At 66.4% G+C, this 14,479-nt stretch carries 10 protein-coding genes and 2 pseudogenes; 10 read left to right on the forward strand and 2 right to left on the reverse strand.

Annotated elements, in window-relative coordinates; genetic code table 11:
• Positions 1-1,436 precede the first annotated feature (1,436 nt).
• Positions 1,437-1,997: a TetR/AcrR family transcriptional regulator gene (locus ACTWPW_RS48950; protein ID WP_443172838.1), complete on the reverse strand. Its 561-nt coding sequence runs from the start codon at positions 1,995-1,997 to the stop codon at positions 1,437-1,439.
• Positions 1,998-2,089: 92 nt separating this feature from the next.
• Between ACTWPW_RS48950 and ACTWPW_RS48955 the strand changes: the two genes are divergently transcribed.
• Together ACTWPW_RS48955 and ACTWPW_RS48960 are read left to right on the forward strand one after the other, a co-directional pair.
• Positions 2,090-2,506 (forward strand): hypothetical protein, encoded by a 417-nt coding sequence (locus tag ACTWPW_RS48955; RefSeq protein ID WP_443172839.1) that lies wholly within the window; start codon positions 2,090-2,092, stop codon positions 2,504-2,506.
• 81 nt (positions 2,507-2,587) lie between these two features.
• Positions 2,588-2,863, forward strand: a complete 276-nt coding sequence (locus tag ACTWPW_RS48960) for an MFS transporter (protein ID WP_443172840.1) — start codon at positions 2,588-2,590, stop codon at positions 2,861-2,863.
• On the opposite strand, the gene ACTWPW_RS48965 is transcribed toward ACTWPW_RS48960, so the two are convergent.
• On the reverse strand, positions 2,798-3,268 hold the full coding sequence (locus ACTWPW_RS48965; RefSeq protein WP_443172841.1) for a transposase family protein: 471 nt from the start codon (positions 3,266-3,268) through the stop codon (positions 2,798-2,800). The two genes, ACTWPW_RS48960 and ACTWPW_RS48965, sit on opposite strands and share 66 nt — an antisense overlap.
• Before the next feature lie 303 nt (positions 3,269-3,571).
• Between ACTWPW_RS48965 and istA the strand changes: the two are divergent.
• The 8 genes and pseudogenes from istA to ACTWPW_RS49005 form a co-directional block, all read left to right on the forward strand.
• Positions 3,572-5,049: pseudogene (gene istA, locus ACTWPW_RS48970) on the forward strand (IS21 family transposase).
• On the forward strand, positions 5,046-5,825 hold the full coding sequence (gene istB / locus ACTWPW_RS48975) for an IS21-like element helper ATPase IstB (protein WP_443172842.1): 780 nt from the start codon (positions 5,046-5,048) through the stop codon (positions 5,823-5,825). Before istA ends, istB begins: the two are co-directional and overlap by 4 nt.
• A gap of 405 nt (positions 5,826-6,230) precedes the next feature.
• Complete coding sequence (locus tag ACTWPW_RS48980; RefSeq protein ID WP_443172843.1) at positions 6,231-7,376, forward strand: MalY/PatB family protein; 1,146 nt, start codon at positions 6,231-6,233, stop codon at positions 7,374-7,376.
• A 460-nt stretch (positions 7,377-7,836) separates the two neighbouring features.
• A complete protein-coding gene (locus ACTWPW_RS48985; protein ID WP_443172844.1) occupies positions 7,837-8,061 on the forward strand; it encodes a hypothetical protein in 225 nt (74 codons plus the stop codon).
• 10 nt (positions 8,062-8,071) lie between these two features.
• A pseudogene (locus ACTWPW_RS48990) lies at positions 8,072-9,130 on the forward strand (IS110 family transposase); the annotation flags it as partial.
• A 689-nt stretch (positions 9,131-9,819) separates the two neighbouring features.
• Complete coding sequence (locus ACTWPW_RS48995) at positions 9,820-12,804, forward strand: BTAD domain-containing putative transcriptional regulator (protein ID WP_443172845.1); 2,985 nt, start codon at positions 9,820-9,822, stop codon at positions 12,802-12,804.
• A 148-nt stretch (positions 12,805-12,952) separates the two neighbouring features.
• Positions 12,953-13,612: a M15 family metallopeptidase gene (locus ACTWPW_RS49000; RefSeq protein WP_443172846.1), complete on the forward strand. Its 660-nt coding sequence runs from the start codon at positions 12,953-12,955 to the stop codon at positions 13,610-13,612.
• Between the two features lie 47 nt (positions 13,613-13,659).
• On the forward strand, positions 13,660-14,479 hold an 820-nt coding region (locus ACTWPW_RS49005; protein ID WP_443172847.1), incomplete at its 3' end, for a hypothetical protein.

Raw genomic sequence — 14,479 nt, forward strand, 5'->3', positions numbered from 1 at the left:
CACTGCAACCCTCATTTGCTAGAAACGACTGCTTAAGCGCCAAAGATCCCCACTTCCCTGCCATTCCTGCTAAACGTCACTCTCGAAATTTTGGATAGTGGCAATCTGAGACCGATCACTGATCTTAAAGATCCTGCGGATGTGTCGGCCGAGTCCCGGCATCGCACGAGTAAGAGAATCGAATCACATGCTACGTCGCACTTCCGAGACGCCCACTATTGGTGGGGTCGCCGCTTCCGCGGAGCTACGTCCTGTGGCGCCCGCTAGCGCCGCCGGCACTACAAGAACCATGGCTGCCGCAAGCACCGCGGAGGCACGATATGGCCCCTACCCCGACCGGGCCACCTGCAATTACTGGAGGGAGGCGGTAGCTGCGGTGGCACGAGGCACGGGTCCATGCTACGTGGACGACAGCGGGCGCTGGTGGTTCGAAATTCCCTGACCGTGTGGCCGCCTGCACTGAATAAGGCTACCCATGGCCGCGGTAACTCAGCCGTCCAGAGAGTCGCCACGTGGAGCTTCTCCGGTTCGTTGCTCTGAAGGCGGCGGACGTTGAGCCTGTCAACCTGGGCCGAGAACGAGAACCAGTCGACCAACTTCCTACGCCCTGGATATCCTTTGCGTCGAATCCTGCTAATTACCCTCAGCGCGTTATGGGTCGCTGTGGTGCTGTTTATCGCATACGTAATATTTTTGTTGAATTTCAATGGTCCACGGTGACCCGACACCGCCCACGGTGGCAAGGAAGCCACCTGAAAGTAAGGAAGAAAACATGTCGGGGGAGGAACTTCGGCAGGCCATACGAACCGTGTCCGCCCAGGCGGTACGGGCGCTGCCGGATAAGGAGATCTCCGGCGGTGTCGGGAGGGATCGTCCAGGGCGTGATCCGCGACGTGCTCGATCAGGCGGGGAGGGAGATGCGGGCCGTACGGTCTCCTCGCCCTCACGGCAGGGCGCCACGGCTTGCGCCTGACGGTCAGCAACGACGGGGGTTGTCGGACGAGGTGTGGGCCCCCGACCACAGGGCGCCCTGCGGTCGGACCGTTGGACCGGCGTCGAAAGACCTCCCGTCCGCCATGGGGCAAAGGCTCCCGTAAAGCTTTTTGCCATGGCAGGACGCCGGTCAGGCTGCGGCTCCGGGGTCCCAGCAAGGGTTGGCTGCGTGCTTGCTGAATCGCTTGGGCTATCTGTCGACCACCTACAGGGGCACGACGACGCCCCCTGTGGTGCCCTCTCCCAGGCACGCCATTGACGGTGGGACGGACACCTTGCCCGGCCAGATCAGCCCGCCAGCCACGTAACCGTTGCTCGAATGGGTTTCCACTACGACGACCCGCACTGGTGCGACCTTGATCGTCAAGTGACCCCAATTCGACTAGATGACTTCCAAGGGATTGGCTGTCGGGTAGGACTTCCACGTGGTCTTGGTCGGACGACTACGGACTGGGCTCCTGTGCCGGCAGCCCGCGTAGCAGTACGTCAAGGAAGAGGTCGAAGCGGGGTGCGTCCGGGCCGATGTCGTGCCCCATTTGCTGGGCCCCGAGCCACTGCACGATACCCAACCCGAAGATGTGCCAACTCTGCTTGGCCATGTCGTCGGAGACGCCAGCGAGCTTGAACGTCGAGACGACGCGGTCGCGCAGTTGACCGAAGGCGTGCCGGTTGTGGCGATGTGGCATCGCCACGTGGGCTGCGTAGCCGGGTGCGGCAAGAAACTGATCGTGCATCCTCCAAGCGAGGTCCGACAGCCACTCCCGCCAGGTGTCGGCGGTGGGGTCGGCCGTCGGGAGGATGCACTCGATGACGACCTCGCTGACGAGGTCGAGGAGCTCGTCGCGATTGCCCACCCAGCGGTAGAGGGCCGAGTGGGAGACACCGAGTCGCTCTGCGATGTCGCGCATGGTCACAGTTCGCAGGTCGCAGCCGAGCGCCGCATCCACGATCTGCTCACGGCTGAGTCGCGAGGGGCGGCCGAGCTTGGGTGTCTTCGCCTCCACGACCCCAGTCTATGATCCGCCCGTCCCTACTTAGTGACCAATGGTCATAAATAAGTTAGGCTTGCCTTACTTACTCTTCGAGGAGGGCAGAAGTGAGTCAAATCACCGACACCGCGCTCACACAATGGCCGTTGGTCATCCTTGACGTATCAGCCGTCGCCCCCGCAGGCGGCACCCGCCGGGTGGGCGACGTCCTGACAGCCGCCCTGGAGCGTCGCGAACCCTTCGCGGCTGTGCTCATGATGCCCGAGGGCAGGCCGCGCAAGCTGGCCGGCGTTGGCGAGCGGGTGCGGCTGATCAAGACCCTGCGCCCGGGCCTGCGCGACCGGTGTGCCGGTCTCGCCTTCGTCGTCTCGGTCGAGGCGCAGCAGGCCAACGCCAAGGCGATCAGGGCCGGCGCGAAGCTGTGGGGTTGCCCGACAACCGCCACACACGACCCGGCCGCCGCGCTCGCGTGGGCCCGTCAGCAGTTGGCCGTGCTGGCGTCGGATGCCGAGGAGGAGAGCTGATGTGGGTGGTGGTCGGCCTGACCGCTGCGGTCATGTTCGTCGTACGCAAGCTTCGGCAGGGCGGCGCGCGTCGGACCGCCGGTGTTGCTGCTCGCGGCCTGCGGCGTGGCGATCGCGCCGACGATCGTGCTCGCCGCGCTGACGGTGTTCGCCCGTGAACTCGACGTGTCCGCAATGGGTGCCACCTGGTTCTTGACCGCCTTCATGCTCGCCTGCGCGGTGGCGACGCCGGTGACGGGGCGACTCAGTGACCAGTTCGGCCATCGTCGTCTCCTCGTCACCGGTCTCGCGCTACTGCTGGCCGGCTCGGTGGTGGCCGCGGTGAGCCCCCGCTGGGCTCGTACCCCGGAGTCGTGACAGGCCGGGCGCTCCAGGGCTCTCCGGCGGTGTTTTCCCCTGCGCCTTCGGGCTGGCCCGCCGGACGATCTGCGGCACCTGCTCGGTGAACGTCTGACGCGGACAGGACTCCTGGTCACAGCACCAGCGGCGCTTACGCCAGCGCAGCGCACACCGCCGACCCGCCACCGGCAGGTCCCGCGGCCGGGTGGTCACCCATTCCTTCATCCGGACCGCGGCGACCCCGCACTGCGGGCAGACCCTGACCCGCTCATCCGCGGTGCCCGGGTGCACCACCGGCCCGTCATCTGCGGCGACGACCTTCGTCACGGCCACCCCATCCAGGCCGAGCAGCAGCGCCGTATCGTTGACCCTGCTCGAGTCTTCTCTGTGGTGATCTTCTTGCGTCGCAACAAGAAGGATCATCGTGAGCCACGAGCGCTCTCAAGACCCCAGGGCCCGACGGGACCTCAAACCCCGGTCAAGTTCGAAGAGCCCGCGTGGCTCAGCCCCAGTCGCGAGCGGCGGAACACAGCAGCTGCGCTGTTGTCCGTGGCCGTGCAAAAGTAGCCGCAGGTGGCCGGGTTGAGGTCACCGCTGGTGGCCAGTTTTAAGTCCCCACTTCCGCGTGTGCTTGCCGGTGTGTCGTGGGGAGGGGCATGCCCCTGAGCGGTGATCGTGACGGTGTCAGCCAGTCACATGATCACCGCTCAGGGAGTCTGCCGGGCCATGAAATCTTCGGGGGAAGTCATGGACATCATCGCCGCCTACCGGGAGGTAGGCACCTATCGCGGGGCCGCGGAGATGTGCGGCACCACGCACAAGACCGTCAAACGCATCATCGAGAAGGCGCTGGCCGGGGACAAGGCGCCGCCCCGTAAGCAGCGCGAACACAATTACGACGTGGTCGCCGAGTTGGTCCGGGACAAGATCCGCGCGACGCACGGGAAGATCTCGGCCAAGCGGCTGCTGCCCTTGGCGCAGGCTGCCGGGTACGGCGGGTCGGCGCGGAACTTCCGGCGGCTGGTCGCGCAGGCGAAGCAGGCCTGGCGGCGGCAGAACCCGCGTGGGCGGCGCCCGGCCATCTGGACGCCGGGCGAGATGCTGGTCATCGACTGGGGTGATGCCGGTGACGGGCTGCACGTGTTCTGCGCGGTGCTGGCCTGGTCGCGTTTCCGGTTCGTCCGCTTCGCCGACAACGAGCGCGCCGAGACCACCCTGGTCTTCCTGGCCGAGTGCTTCGAAGAGCTCGGCGGGGTGCCTAAGGTGGTGCTGGCCGACCGGATGGGCTGCCTGAAGGGCGGCGTGGTGGCCAACAAGGTCATCCCGACCGCGGACTACGTGCGCTTCGCGACGCACTCGGCTTCCGGCCCGACTGGTGCGAGGCGGGCGACCCCGAATCGAAGGGGATCGTGGAGAACCTGGTCGGCTACGCCAAGCGGGATCTGGTCGTCCCGCAGGCGCCGTTCGACGACCTCGGGGTGGCCAACGTGGCCGCCCGGGCCTGGTGCGCCGAGGTCAACACGGTCGTGCACTCGGAGATCTGCGCCGTCCCGGCCGAACGGCTGGCCGCCGAGCGGGAGGTGATGAACGCGCTGCCGTCGCTGCGGCCCGCGATCGGCAAGCCGCCTATCACCCGCAAGGTGGACAAGCTGTCGTGCGTGCGGTTCGGTTCGGCTCGCTACTCGGTGCCCACCCGGCTGATCGGCGCCCGCGTCGCCGTGATCGAGGCCGAGGGGCGGCTGCTGGTGACCGACCTGGCCACAGGCGAGATCGTCGCCGACCACGCGCCGGTCGCGCCCGGCGAAGCCTCGATCTGCGATGAGCACTACGGCGGCCCGAGGCCCGCGCCGCGGCGGGCCGCCCGACCGCGCACCGAGGCCGAGAAGGCCTTCCTGGCGCTCGGCCCGGTCGCCGAGGTCTGGCTGACCGGCTCGGCCGCCTCGGGCAACACCCGCCTGGCCGCCGACCTGGTCGAGCTGGCCGCGCTGCAAGCGGCGCACGGCGATGCCGCCCTGGTGGCGGCGCTGGAGCGAGCAGGGCGCTTCCGCCGCTGGCGAGCCGAGGACGTGCGCTCGATCCTGGCCGCCGGCGCCGGAACCCCGCAGCCCACGCCCGCCGGAGACGCGCTGGTGCTCAACCTGCCCCACGTGCCGGTCCGACCACTGGACGCCTACACCCTCGACAAGATCGGAGAGGTGTCGTGACCGCGCCCACCGCCCCCGCACTGCCCGCCGACCTCGATAGCGGCCTGCGCCGCCTGAAGCTGGCCACCATGCGCCGTCTGGCGCCCGAACTGCTGCTCACCGCCCGCACCCAGCGCTGGAACCCCGAGGAGTTCCTGCGCACCCTCATCGACGCCGAACTGGCCGCGCGGGATGAGTCCAACGTCCGCACCCGGATGAAGGCCGCCGCCTTCCCAGTGATCAAGACCATCGAGGAGTTCGACGTCGGTGCCTCCTCCATCCCCCGCGCGACCTTCGATTACCTCGCCTCGCTGGAGTGGATCCGCGCGAGCGAGAACTACTGCGCCGTCGGCCCGGCCGGCACAGGCAAGAGCCACAGCCTGATCGCCTTCGGCGTCGCCGCCGTCCAAGCCGGGCACAAGGTGCGCTACTTCACCGCGGCAGAGCTGGTCGAGACGCTCTACCGGGGCATGGCCGACAACTCCGTCGGCCGCGTCATCGAGAACCTGCTGCGCGCTGACCTCGTCATCATCGACGAAGTAGGGTTCGCCCCGCTCGACGACACCGGCGCCCAGCTGCTGTTCCGGTTCGTGGCAGCCGCCTACGAACGCCGCGCCCTCGGCATCGGATCCCACTGGCCCTTCGACCAATGGGGCCGCTTCCTACCCGAACACACCACCGCCGTCAGCCTGCTCGATCGCCTCCTGCACCACAGCGTCGTCGTGGTCACCGAAGGCGAGTCCTTCCGCATGAAACAGGCACGAAACCGGACAGGCAGACGCCTCACCAAGAAGTAGTCAACTTCACCGGGATGGAGACCTCAACCTGGCCACCAGCGGCGACACGCACTTGGCCGTTGACAGCTGTCACCCCCGACGCTCCGAGCGCGATCTTCCCCATGGTCCCTTGGGGATCGATCCGGACATATCCAAGATCAGAGGTTCGGACACAGGCTCGTGACCCCTAAACGCCGTTGCGTTTAGGGGTCACGGTATGAACGCCGTTATGAGGACCAAATCGGGATGATCTTTGGGTCGTCCTCGATGCACTTACGGCGATGTCGCCGGGCGAGTGGGGTAGGCGCGGAGGGAGCGGTCATTGGCGTAGTCGAGGCGGCGCTTCCGGTGCCATCGCCCGACAAGACCCCTACAGGGTATGTCCGATGTTTACCGAGTAAGGGCATATATGTCATAATCTGCCAAATGGACTCGATCTTCGATATCCCGCTTGAGGAGCTTCGGCGCCGCCGGAGCGCAAAGTGGACGCTCCACGCGCCCGACGTCCTGCCACTGCCGGTCGCCGAAATGGATGTCCGCCTGGCGCCCAGTGTGGCGGCGGCGTTGCACGCGGCCGTGGAACGGTCGGACACCGGGTACGTCGGCGACAGCACCGAATTGGTCGACGCCTTTCGTGACTTCGCGTGGCGTCGCTGGCGCTGGCGCGTCGAGGCGCGCAGCGTCCGCACTTGCGCGGATCTCGCGGTGGGCACGACCGAAGTGCTGCGACGTCTGGTACGCCCTGGTGACGGCGTCGTGGTCATGCCGCCGGTCTATCCGCCGTTCTACGCCTGGATACGAGAGGCAGGCGCCGAACCGGTGCCTGTCCCGCTTCTCGAACGACAGCGCGGCGGCCGGCTCGATTTGGACGGGATCGACCGCGCGCTCGAAGGTGGAGTGGGTGTCGTGCTCTTGTGTCACCCGCACAATCCCCTCGGACGAGTTCACGACCCGGACGAACTTCGCGCGCTTGCCGAGATCGCCCAGCGGCACGGCGCCACCGTCATCTCCGATGAGGTCCACGGCCCGCTGACCCACCCCGGACACACGTTCCACCCCTACCTCACCGTCAGCGAGGCAGCCACCGAGACCGGCATCACGCTCACCAGCGCCTCCAAGGCGTTCAACCTGGCCGGCCTCAAGTCCGCGCTAATCGTCACCGAACGCCACCAGGCAATGTACGACCAGCTTCCGCACGAACTCCCCTGGGGAGTCGGCCACCTGGGCGTCATCGCCTCCATCGCCGCCTTCACCGACGGCGACGACTGGCTGGATCGCCTCACTGACCAACTGGCGACCAATGCCGCGCTGCTCAGGGACCTTCTCGCCAAGCAGCTGTCATCGGTCACGTTTCCCGAACCGCAGGCCACATACCTGGCATGGCTCGACTGCTCGCCTCTGGGCTTCGGCCCCGACCCCGCCGCGACCTTCCTCGACCGGGCCAGGGTCGCGCTCAGCTCCGGCCCGAACTTCGGCGGGCCCGGCCAGGGGCACGCACGCCTCAACTACGCCTGCTCGCCCGCCGTGATCGAAGAGGCGGTTGCCCGTATGGCCCAGATCGTCCGCCCTTGAACACCGCTTCGTCCCAACGGCCCGAGGTGAAATCAACCGGGTTTGGGACGTGCGACGGCGTGCCCACCGGAACGCCGTTTCGCGGTCGTGGGGTGTTGCCCAGCGTTCGGGCCATATTTGCTGGTCGGGTTATTGCGGGCGCGGGCCCTTCGTGGGAGCAGGCAAGCCGGATCCGGAGGTCCCCTGTCCTCAGGTGCGAAGATGGCCGCCAGAGGCCGCTAATTAGTTCCCTCGTCCCTGCTCGGGACGCCGCTCAGGCAGGAAAATGGGTGCGGGTTGCCCGCCGACGTCGGTTCGTCTATGGCGCGGGTGAGGCCGTTAATTAGTTTGATCGCTGGGAGCCGCTTCAGGGGCCGCGCAGTGTCGCCATGAGCACGAGGGTCCGCCTCTTTTCGTCCCCGCTGGCTCCTGCGGGTGACCCGCAGGCACCATACCCATCGATGGGAGGGGAGGCAACATCGTGCAAGAGGTCGATGAGCAGGACCTGTACGTGGAGCGGGTCGCGGCCCTGGACCTGGGCAAGGCAGGGCTGGAGGCGTGCGTGCGGGTGCCGCACGAGGACCGGCCCGGCCGGCGGTTGCAGGAAGTCCGCGCGTACGCCACCACCACGGCGGCGTTGCTCGAGCTGGCCGACTGGCTGCGCTGTCAGAGCGTGTCCCGGGTGGTGATGGAAAGTACTCTCTGATTACTGGAAGGGGGTGTTCTGGCTGCTGGAGGCCGAGGGATTCGACTGCTGGCTGGTCAACGCCCGCCAGGTGAAAAACGTACCGGGCCGGGCCAAGACCGACCGGGCCGATGCGGTATGGCTGGCCAAGGTGGCCGAGCGGGGCATGTGCCGGCCCTCGCTGGTGCAGCCCGCGCCGATCCGCAAGCTGCGGGATCTGACCCGCTACCGGCGCTCGCTGATCGAAGACCGCACCCGGGAGATGCAGCGGGCCGAGAAGCTGCTGGAGGACGCCCAGGTCAAGCTGTCATCGGTGATCAGCGACATCTTCGGGGTGTCCGGCCGGCAGATGCTGCAGGCGTTGATCGACGGGCAGCGTGATCCCAAAGTGCTGGCCGGCATGGCGCGGGGCAGCATGCCCGGCAAGATCCACCTGCTGGAGGAGGCGCTGCGCGGGTTCTTCACCGATCACCACGCGGTGCTGCTGCGCATCATGCTGGCCAACATCGATCGGCTGACCGAACAGGCCAGCCTGCTGGATGCCGAGATCGAGCAGGTCATAAGCCCCTTCTCAGATCAGGCGGCCCAACTCGATGAGATCACTGGAGTGGGCCCGGTGGCCGCCCAGGAACTGATCGCCGAGATCGGTGTCGAGATGAGCCGCTTCCCCACCGCCGCGCACCTGGTGTCCTGGGCCAAGTTCTGCCCCCAGACGCACGAGTCGGCAGGCCGCAAGAAGGGCAAGGGCCGCGGCAAGGGCAACCGCTGGTTAGCCGGCACACTCGGCCGCATCGTCTTCTCCGTCAGCAAGACCGACACCTTCCTCGGCGAGCGCTACCGCCGCATCGCCCGCCGCCGCGGCAAATCCAAGGCCCTGGTCGCCGCCGGGAACTCCGTGCTCACCATCGTCTACCAGCTGCTGTCCGACCCCCAGGCCCACTTCTGCGACCTGGGCGCCGACTACTACGACACCCGCATCAACAAAGACCGCCGCGCCCGCAGCCTAGCCAGCCAGCTCCAGGCCCTGACCGGCCAGAAGATCGTCATCCGCAACGGCAAGGCCGTCCTCATCGAATCCGAGACAGCTTGACCACAACCCACCGCCAGCCGCTCTCACCTATCACCGCTCGAGGTTCGCTGCCGCCTGCCCACGTGAATGTCGAATTTTCGGGTCAGCCAAGGGTTGAACCCGGGAACGTAGAGGTCCACGATGAAGGCGCGGCCTTGATCGTCATCCCACGCCCGCCACGGGCGTCGCGGAAGGAAGGGCCATCGGTGGCTACGAGGGGACGCCCATCGAAGAGGCCTCGGATTCCTCGCTGAATATTGCCGCGAATTTCAGGCGCGTGACACCAGCTATACGGTAATACAGCGCTTCCGTGCAGGCAGAAGCAGCAGTCTAGTATATGATCAAGCTACTCTCAGCGGCCGGAAGCCCGAGAGCGGCGAATGTCAGCCAATACGCTACTGAGCGTGACGTCAGTCTGGCAATGATCTTGGACTGCAAGCACGATCCTCGGCAAGCCCGTGACCCTGTCCCGAGATTTGGCAGCGATCAATCGGAGATTGGCTCCTTTCGGCCTATGTGAACCCTCGATGGTGCTGAACCATACGAGTGTGCTCATTCAGCCGGACCGCCGCAGAGCACAGCTCCCTTGAAGACCGTCGTTCTTGATCGAAGTCATAACGGTTCATATCATCAAGCGACTCTGCGTGGCGGGGATGCTTATGGAATTTCGGGTCCTGGGCCCAGTCGAGGTTTGGGCACACGGTAAGCGCGTGCCACTCGCCACGGGAAAACCCCTCACGCTTCTCGCCGCATTGCTCACCGACGCCAACCACGCTGTGACGACCGAGCAACTGGTTGACGCCGTGTGGGGAGAGAATCCGCCGGAAACAGCCAGGTCCATCATCCACACCTACATCTCGGGACTGCGCCGCGCACTCCATGAGGTGGGCGGTGAAGATCTCATTGTCTCCCATCCGGCCGGCTATCTGATTCGTGCTCCGGCTGGCGCGCTGGACCGTATCGAGTTCGAGCAGTTGGCCGCGAAAGGGCGTCTGGCCGCCGCCTCAGAACTGCATGAGGCAGCGGCGGAGGCGTTTCGCGCGGCCCTGGCACTATGGCGCGGTCCCGCACTCAGCGGTGTCCAAGACTCTTACCTGCGATCGGAGGCAGCTCGGCTGGATGGGCTTCGGGTGACGGTCACGGAACAACGGATTACCGCGGAGCTTGCGCTGGGCTGGCACGAGCAGCTCGTCGGCGAACTCACCGCTCTCGTAGTCCGCCATCCCACTCGTGAACGGCTCCGGCGCGACCTCATGGTCGCCCTCTATCGGCTCGGCCGCCAGGCGGATGCGCTAGCCGTCTACCGTGAGGCCCGAGAGGTGCTGGTGACCGAACTCGGCATCGAACCCGGCACGGAGCTACAGACTGTCCACGAAATGATCCTTCGAGGGGATAAGGGGGCTCTCGGCTGGACCGCGGACACAGCGCCCGCCGGGCTGGCAGCGCCAGCCGGTCACCACATCGTTCCCGCGCAGATACCTGCGGGGGTGCCTGACTTCACCGGCCGGGTCGATGAGATCGCCTCGGTAACCGGAGCCCTGTTGTCCGGCTCGCCTTTGCCTATCTGCGTCATCTCAGGTCCGGGAGGGAGCGGGAAGTCGGCGCTGGCCGCACATGTCGCCCAACAGATCACGAGCCACTACCCTGACGGGCAGCTCTACGTTGAGCTGCGCGGGACCTCCGAAACGCCGGTCTCCCCCATGGAGGTGCTCGGGCGAATCTTGCGCCAGCTGGGAGCCGCACCCCCGGACACGCTCGAAGGGCGGGTCGCCGACTACCGCAGCATACTCGCCGGGCAACGGATGCTCATCGTGCTGGATGACGCGCGAGCCGAACACCAGGTCCGTCCCATGCTGCCGGGCAGCTCCGGATGCGGGGTGCTCATCACCTCACGTAACCGGCTCGCCGGCTTGGCCGGAATGGCGCTGATCGAGCTCAATGTTCTCACGCCCGTCGAGTCCCTGGAACTGCTGGGACGGGTCGCGGGGCCAGAGCGGATCAAGGCCGAGCCGGCCGCGGCGGCGAGCATCGTGCACCAGTGCGGCCATTTGCCGCTCGCGATCCGCATTGCCGGAGCCCGGCTTGCGACGAGGCAAGCGTGGTCGGTGACGTTGCTGGCCGACCGACTTGGCGATGAGCGCCGCAGGCTCGACGAATTGGCGATTGGCGACCAGGAGGTGCGGGCGAGCATCTGGCTCGGCTATCGGCTGCTGGACGATCAGGACAAGAGGGCGCTGCGCCTGCTCGGTGTGCTGGGATTGCCGAATTTCCCAGCATGGGTGGCTGCGGTGCTGCTCGAAATGACTCCCGAAGCGGGCGAACAGGTGCTTGAACGTCTTGTGGACGCCCACTTGGCGGAAGCGGAAGGGATCGACGGGGTCGGCCACGTTCGCTATCGCCTACATGACCTGGTCCGCCTCTTTGCCCGGGAGCAGGCCGAGTCGGAGGAGGCCGCGCCGATCCGGCAGGCGGCGGTCATCAGGGTACTCAGCAGGTGGCTGTGGCTCTTGCGGGAGATCACTTCGGGCGCCCCGTCTGGGGCCGTCCCCTTGCGCATCGACTACTCGCTGGCCTGCGCCATGGATCCGTTCGTGGCAAGGCCCATGCTGGCCGACCCACCTGCGTGGTTCGAGATCGACCAGAACGCGCTTGTGCAGGGCGTGGAGCTGGCCTCGGTCATGGGCTTGGACGAGATGGCGGTCCAACTCGCTTTGGCGTTGTACGATTCGATCTTCGTCTCCAACAACCTCTTCGATGCGTGGAGCCGTACCCACAACGCCGCGCTGGCCGCTGCCCGGCGACTGGGCAATGCTCAAGGCGAGGCCGCGCTTCTTACTGAACTAGGGCAACTCCGCTATGAGCAGGACAGGTTCGCCGAGGCGAAGGAGTACTTCAGCCAGGCATTGTCGATTTTCCGGATCGCGGGGCATCGCCATGGGGAGGCCGCTGCCCTCGCCGGGCTGGGTATGGCCTGCCGCGAGCAGGGCTACATGCCCGAGGCGTTGCACTTCCTGGGCTCGGCCGAGGAAGTGTGGCGAGACCTGGCCGATGATGAGGCGCTGGGGCACGTCAAGCGAGCGGCCGGTTCAGTTCATCTGGAGCAGGGCGACTACCGCGCCGCCTGGCGGGAACTGGGAGAAGCCCTGTGGCTGTATCGGAAGGTCGCCAGCCGCAGGGGCGAAGGGATGACCTTGAGGACGATGGCCCTCTACCACCGTGCCCAGGGCGAGCTCGATGACGCCGACGACGCGGGTGGCCAGGCTTTGGCGATCTTCCGCAAGCTCGGCGATCGGCTGATGGTGGCGTACGCTCTGCGGGCCTGCGCCAAGACCTGGATCCGCATGAGCCGCCACGCCGAGGCACGGCGGGCGTTGGAAGAGGCACTGACCACATGCCGGACCTTGGACGACCGGTTCGGCACCGCCCTCACCCTGCGGACGATCGGCGAACTCGACCTCGCGGAGGGGCGGCTTCATGACGCGCGGAACTGGCTCGAAGACTCCCTGCGCCAGTGCGAGGCACTGAACCTCCCCCTGTGGAGGGCACGGGTAATGAGGGACATGGCGTCCGTGCACAGGGCATTGGGCGACATGATCCGCGCGCAGGCCATGCTGGCGGAGGCGGTCGAGTCATTCCGCACGTACGGCTGCCGCGAATACCAAGAACTGTCGAGAACGCCGCTACAGTCAGATTGAAGCCATCCTGAAGCTATTACTCGAATAATTCCCGGCCAGGGACGCTGGCCGAGCAGGCATCGCCGATCCGTACAGCACTCACGGATGGCACAGGTAGTGACCTCTCGGCGGGGATCCCATCGTGATGGGATGTGTGAGGGCTGGCAGCATGTCGGAGATTGTTTTGATGTCGGATCCCCAGGTCGTCGATGTGCCAGTGGTGGAGTGCGGGGAGCCGTTGGTCGACCTGCGTCTGCTGAACGTTCTGCGCCTGGACGAGCGGCTCGCGGACACTCAGGGCGCCTACGCTCACCTGCGGCGCAGCGTCGCTGATCGGGTGGTGACGGCGCAGAGCCTGCTACCCAGAGGACTGCGGCTGCTTATCGTGGAGGGACACCGTCCCAAGACCCTGCAGCACCGCTACTTCGACGAATACCGGGCAGAATTGGCTGCCATTCACCCCGACTGGACGCAGGACCATCTCTGGCGGCAGGCGAGCCGATACATCGCCCCGCCCGAGGCCGCTCCACACGTAGCCGGCGCGGCAGTTGATCTGACCCTCGTCACTGACACCGGCATCGAACTGCCGATGGGGAGCGAGGTCAACGCCAGCCCCGAAGACAGCAATGGCGCATGCTACACCGCCGCCCCTTCCCTCTTGCCCGAGGCCGCGCGGAACAGGCGCATCCTGAGCGAAGCGCTCACCGCGGTGAACCTCGTCAATTACCCCACGGAATGGTGGCACTGGTCCTACGGTGATCGCTACTGGGCGTTCGCGTCTGGCGCGGTGGCGGCGTGCTATGGACCCATCGCAGGTCCCGGAGGTTGAAGCCGGGCTGAAGTGATGTTGAAGCGCACCCGTTGAGCCTTATTGGCATGACCGAATCACAGGCGCTGCTCACGCACGCCAAGCCATCACCCATCAAGCGACGCAGGCCGGCCTTAGCCATCGCCGTCCTGCTCTCGACCGCCTTCGCCGCGCTCGTGGCCCTTCCATCGATGGCGATTGCCGCGCCCACAAACGCTGCCCGTGGCTCGATCCACACGATCGGTGCACCGCCCGAAGACGCGATCACATCGCCCACTCCGACTCCGTCGGGTTCAGGCCAGGACAAAGGCGACGTAGGCGTTCTTTACAACTGCGGCGTATACACCAATCAGCCGATGACCCGGAGCCAGGCGCTGGTACGCGCCAAGAGCTGGATCGACGCTCGTGTGCCGTACAGCCAGGCAGCCTGCCACAGCAACCAGTACGGCAGCTACCGGACCGACTGCTCCGGCTTCGTCTCCATGGCTTGGGGTCTGAGCCGCTCGTACACGACCTTCGACATCCACCTCGTCTCGCACACGATCGCCAGGGCGGACCTCCAACCCGGAGACGCGCTGAACGACGCCGACTCCCACATGGCGCTCTTCGTCAGATGGGATGACGCCGCCCGTACCAGGCCCGTCGTCCGCGAACAGGCCGGGCCCGACGGCTCCCCGACCGCTGAACGAGTCTGGTCGGCAGCGTACGCCAGCGGCTACACACCGATCCGTTACAACAACATCCGCGACGACGCCCCGCCAGCGGTGAGGGAGTCCTCGAGCGCGGTGGTGTACAACGGTGAGCTGACGTTCTTCGGGCTGGGGTTCAACAATCGGCTCGATCATTGGTGGGTGGCTCCCGGTTCGGCTAATAAGCGCGACACGTGGG

This window comes from Nonomuraea sp. KM90, assembly GCF_052246675.1.
GTDB lineage: Bacteria > Actinomycetota > Actinomycetes > Streptosporangiales > Streptosporangiaceae > Nonomuraea.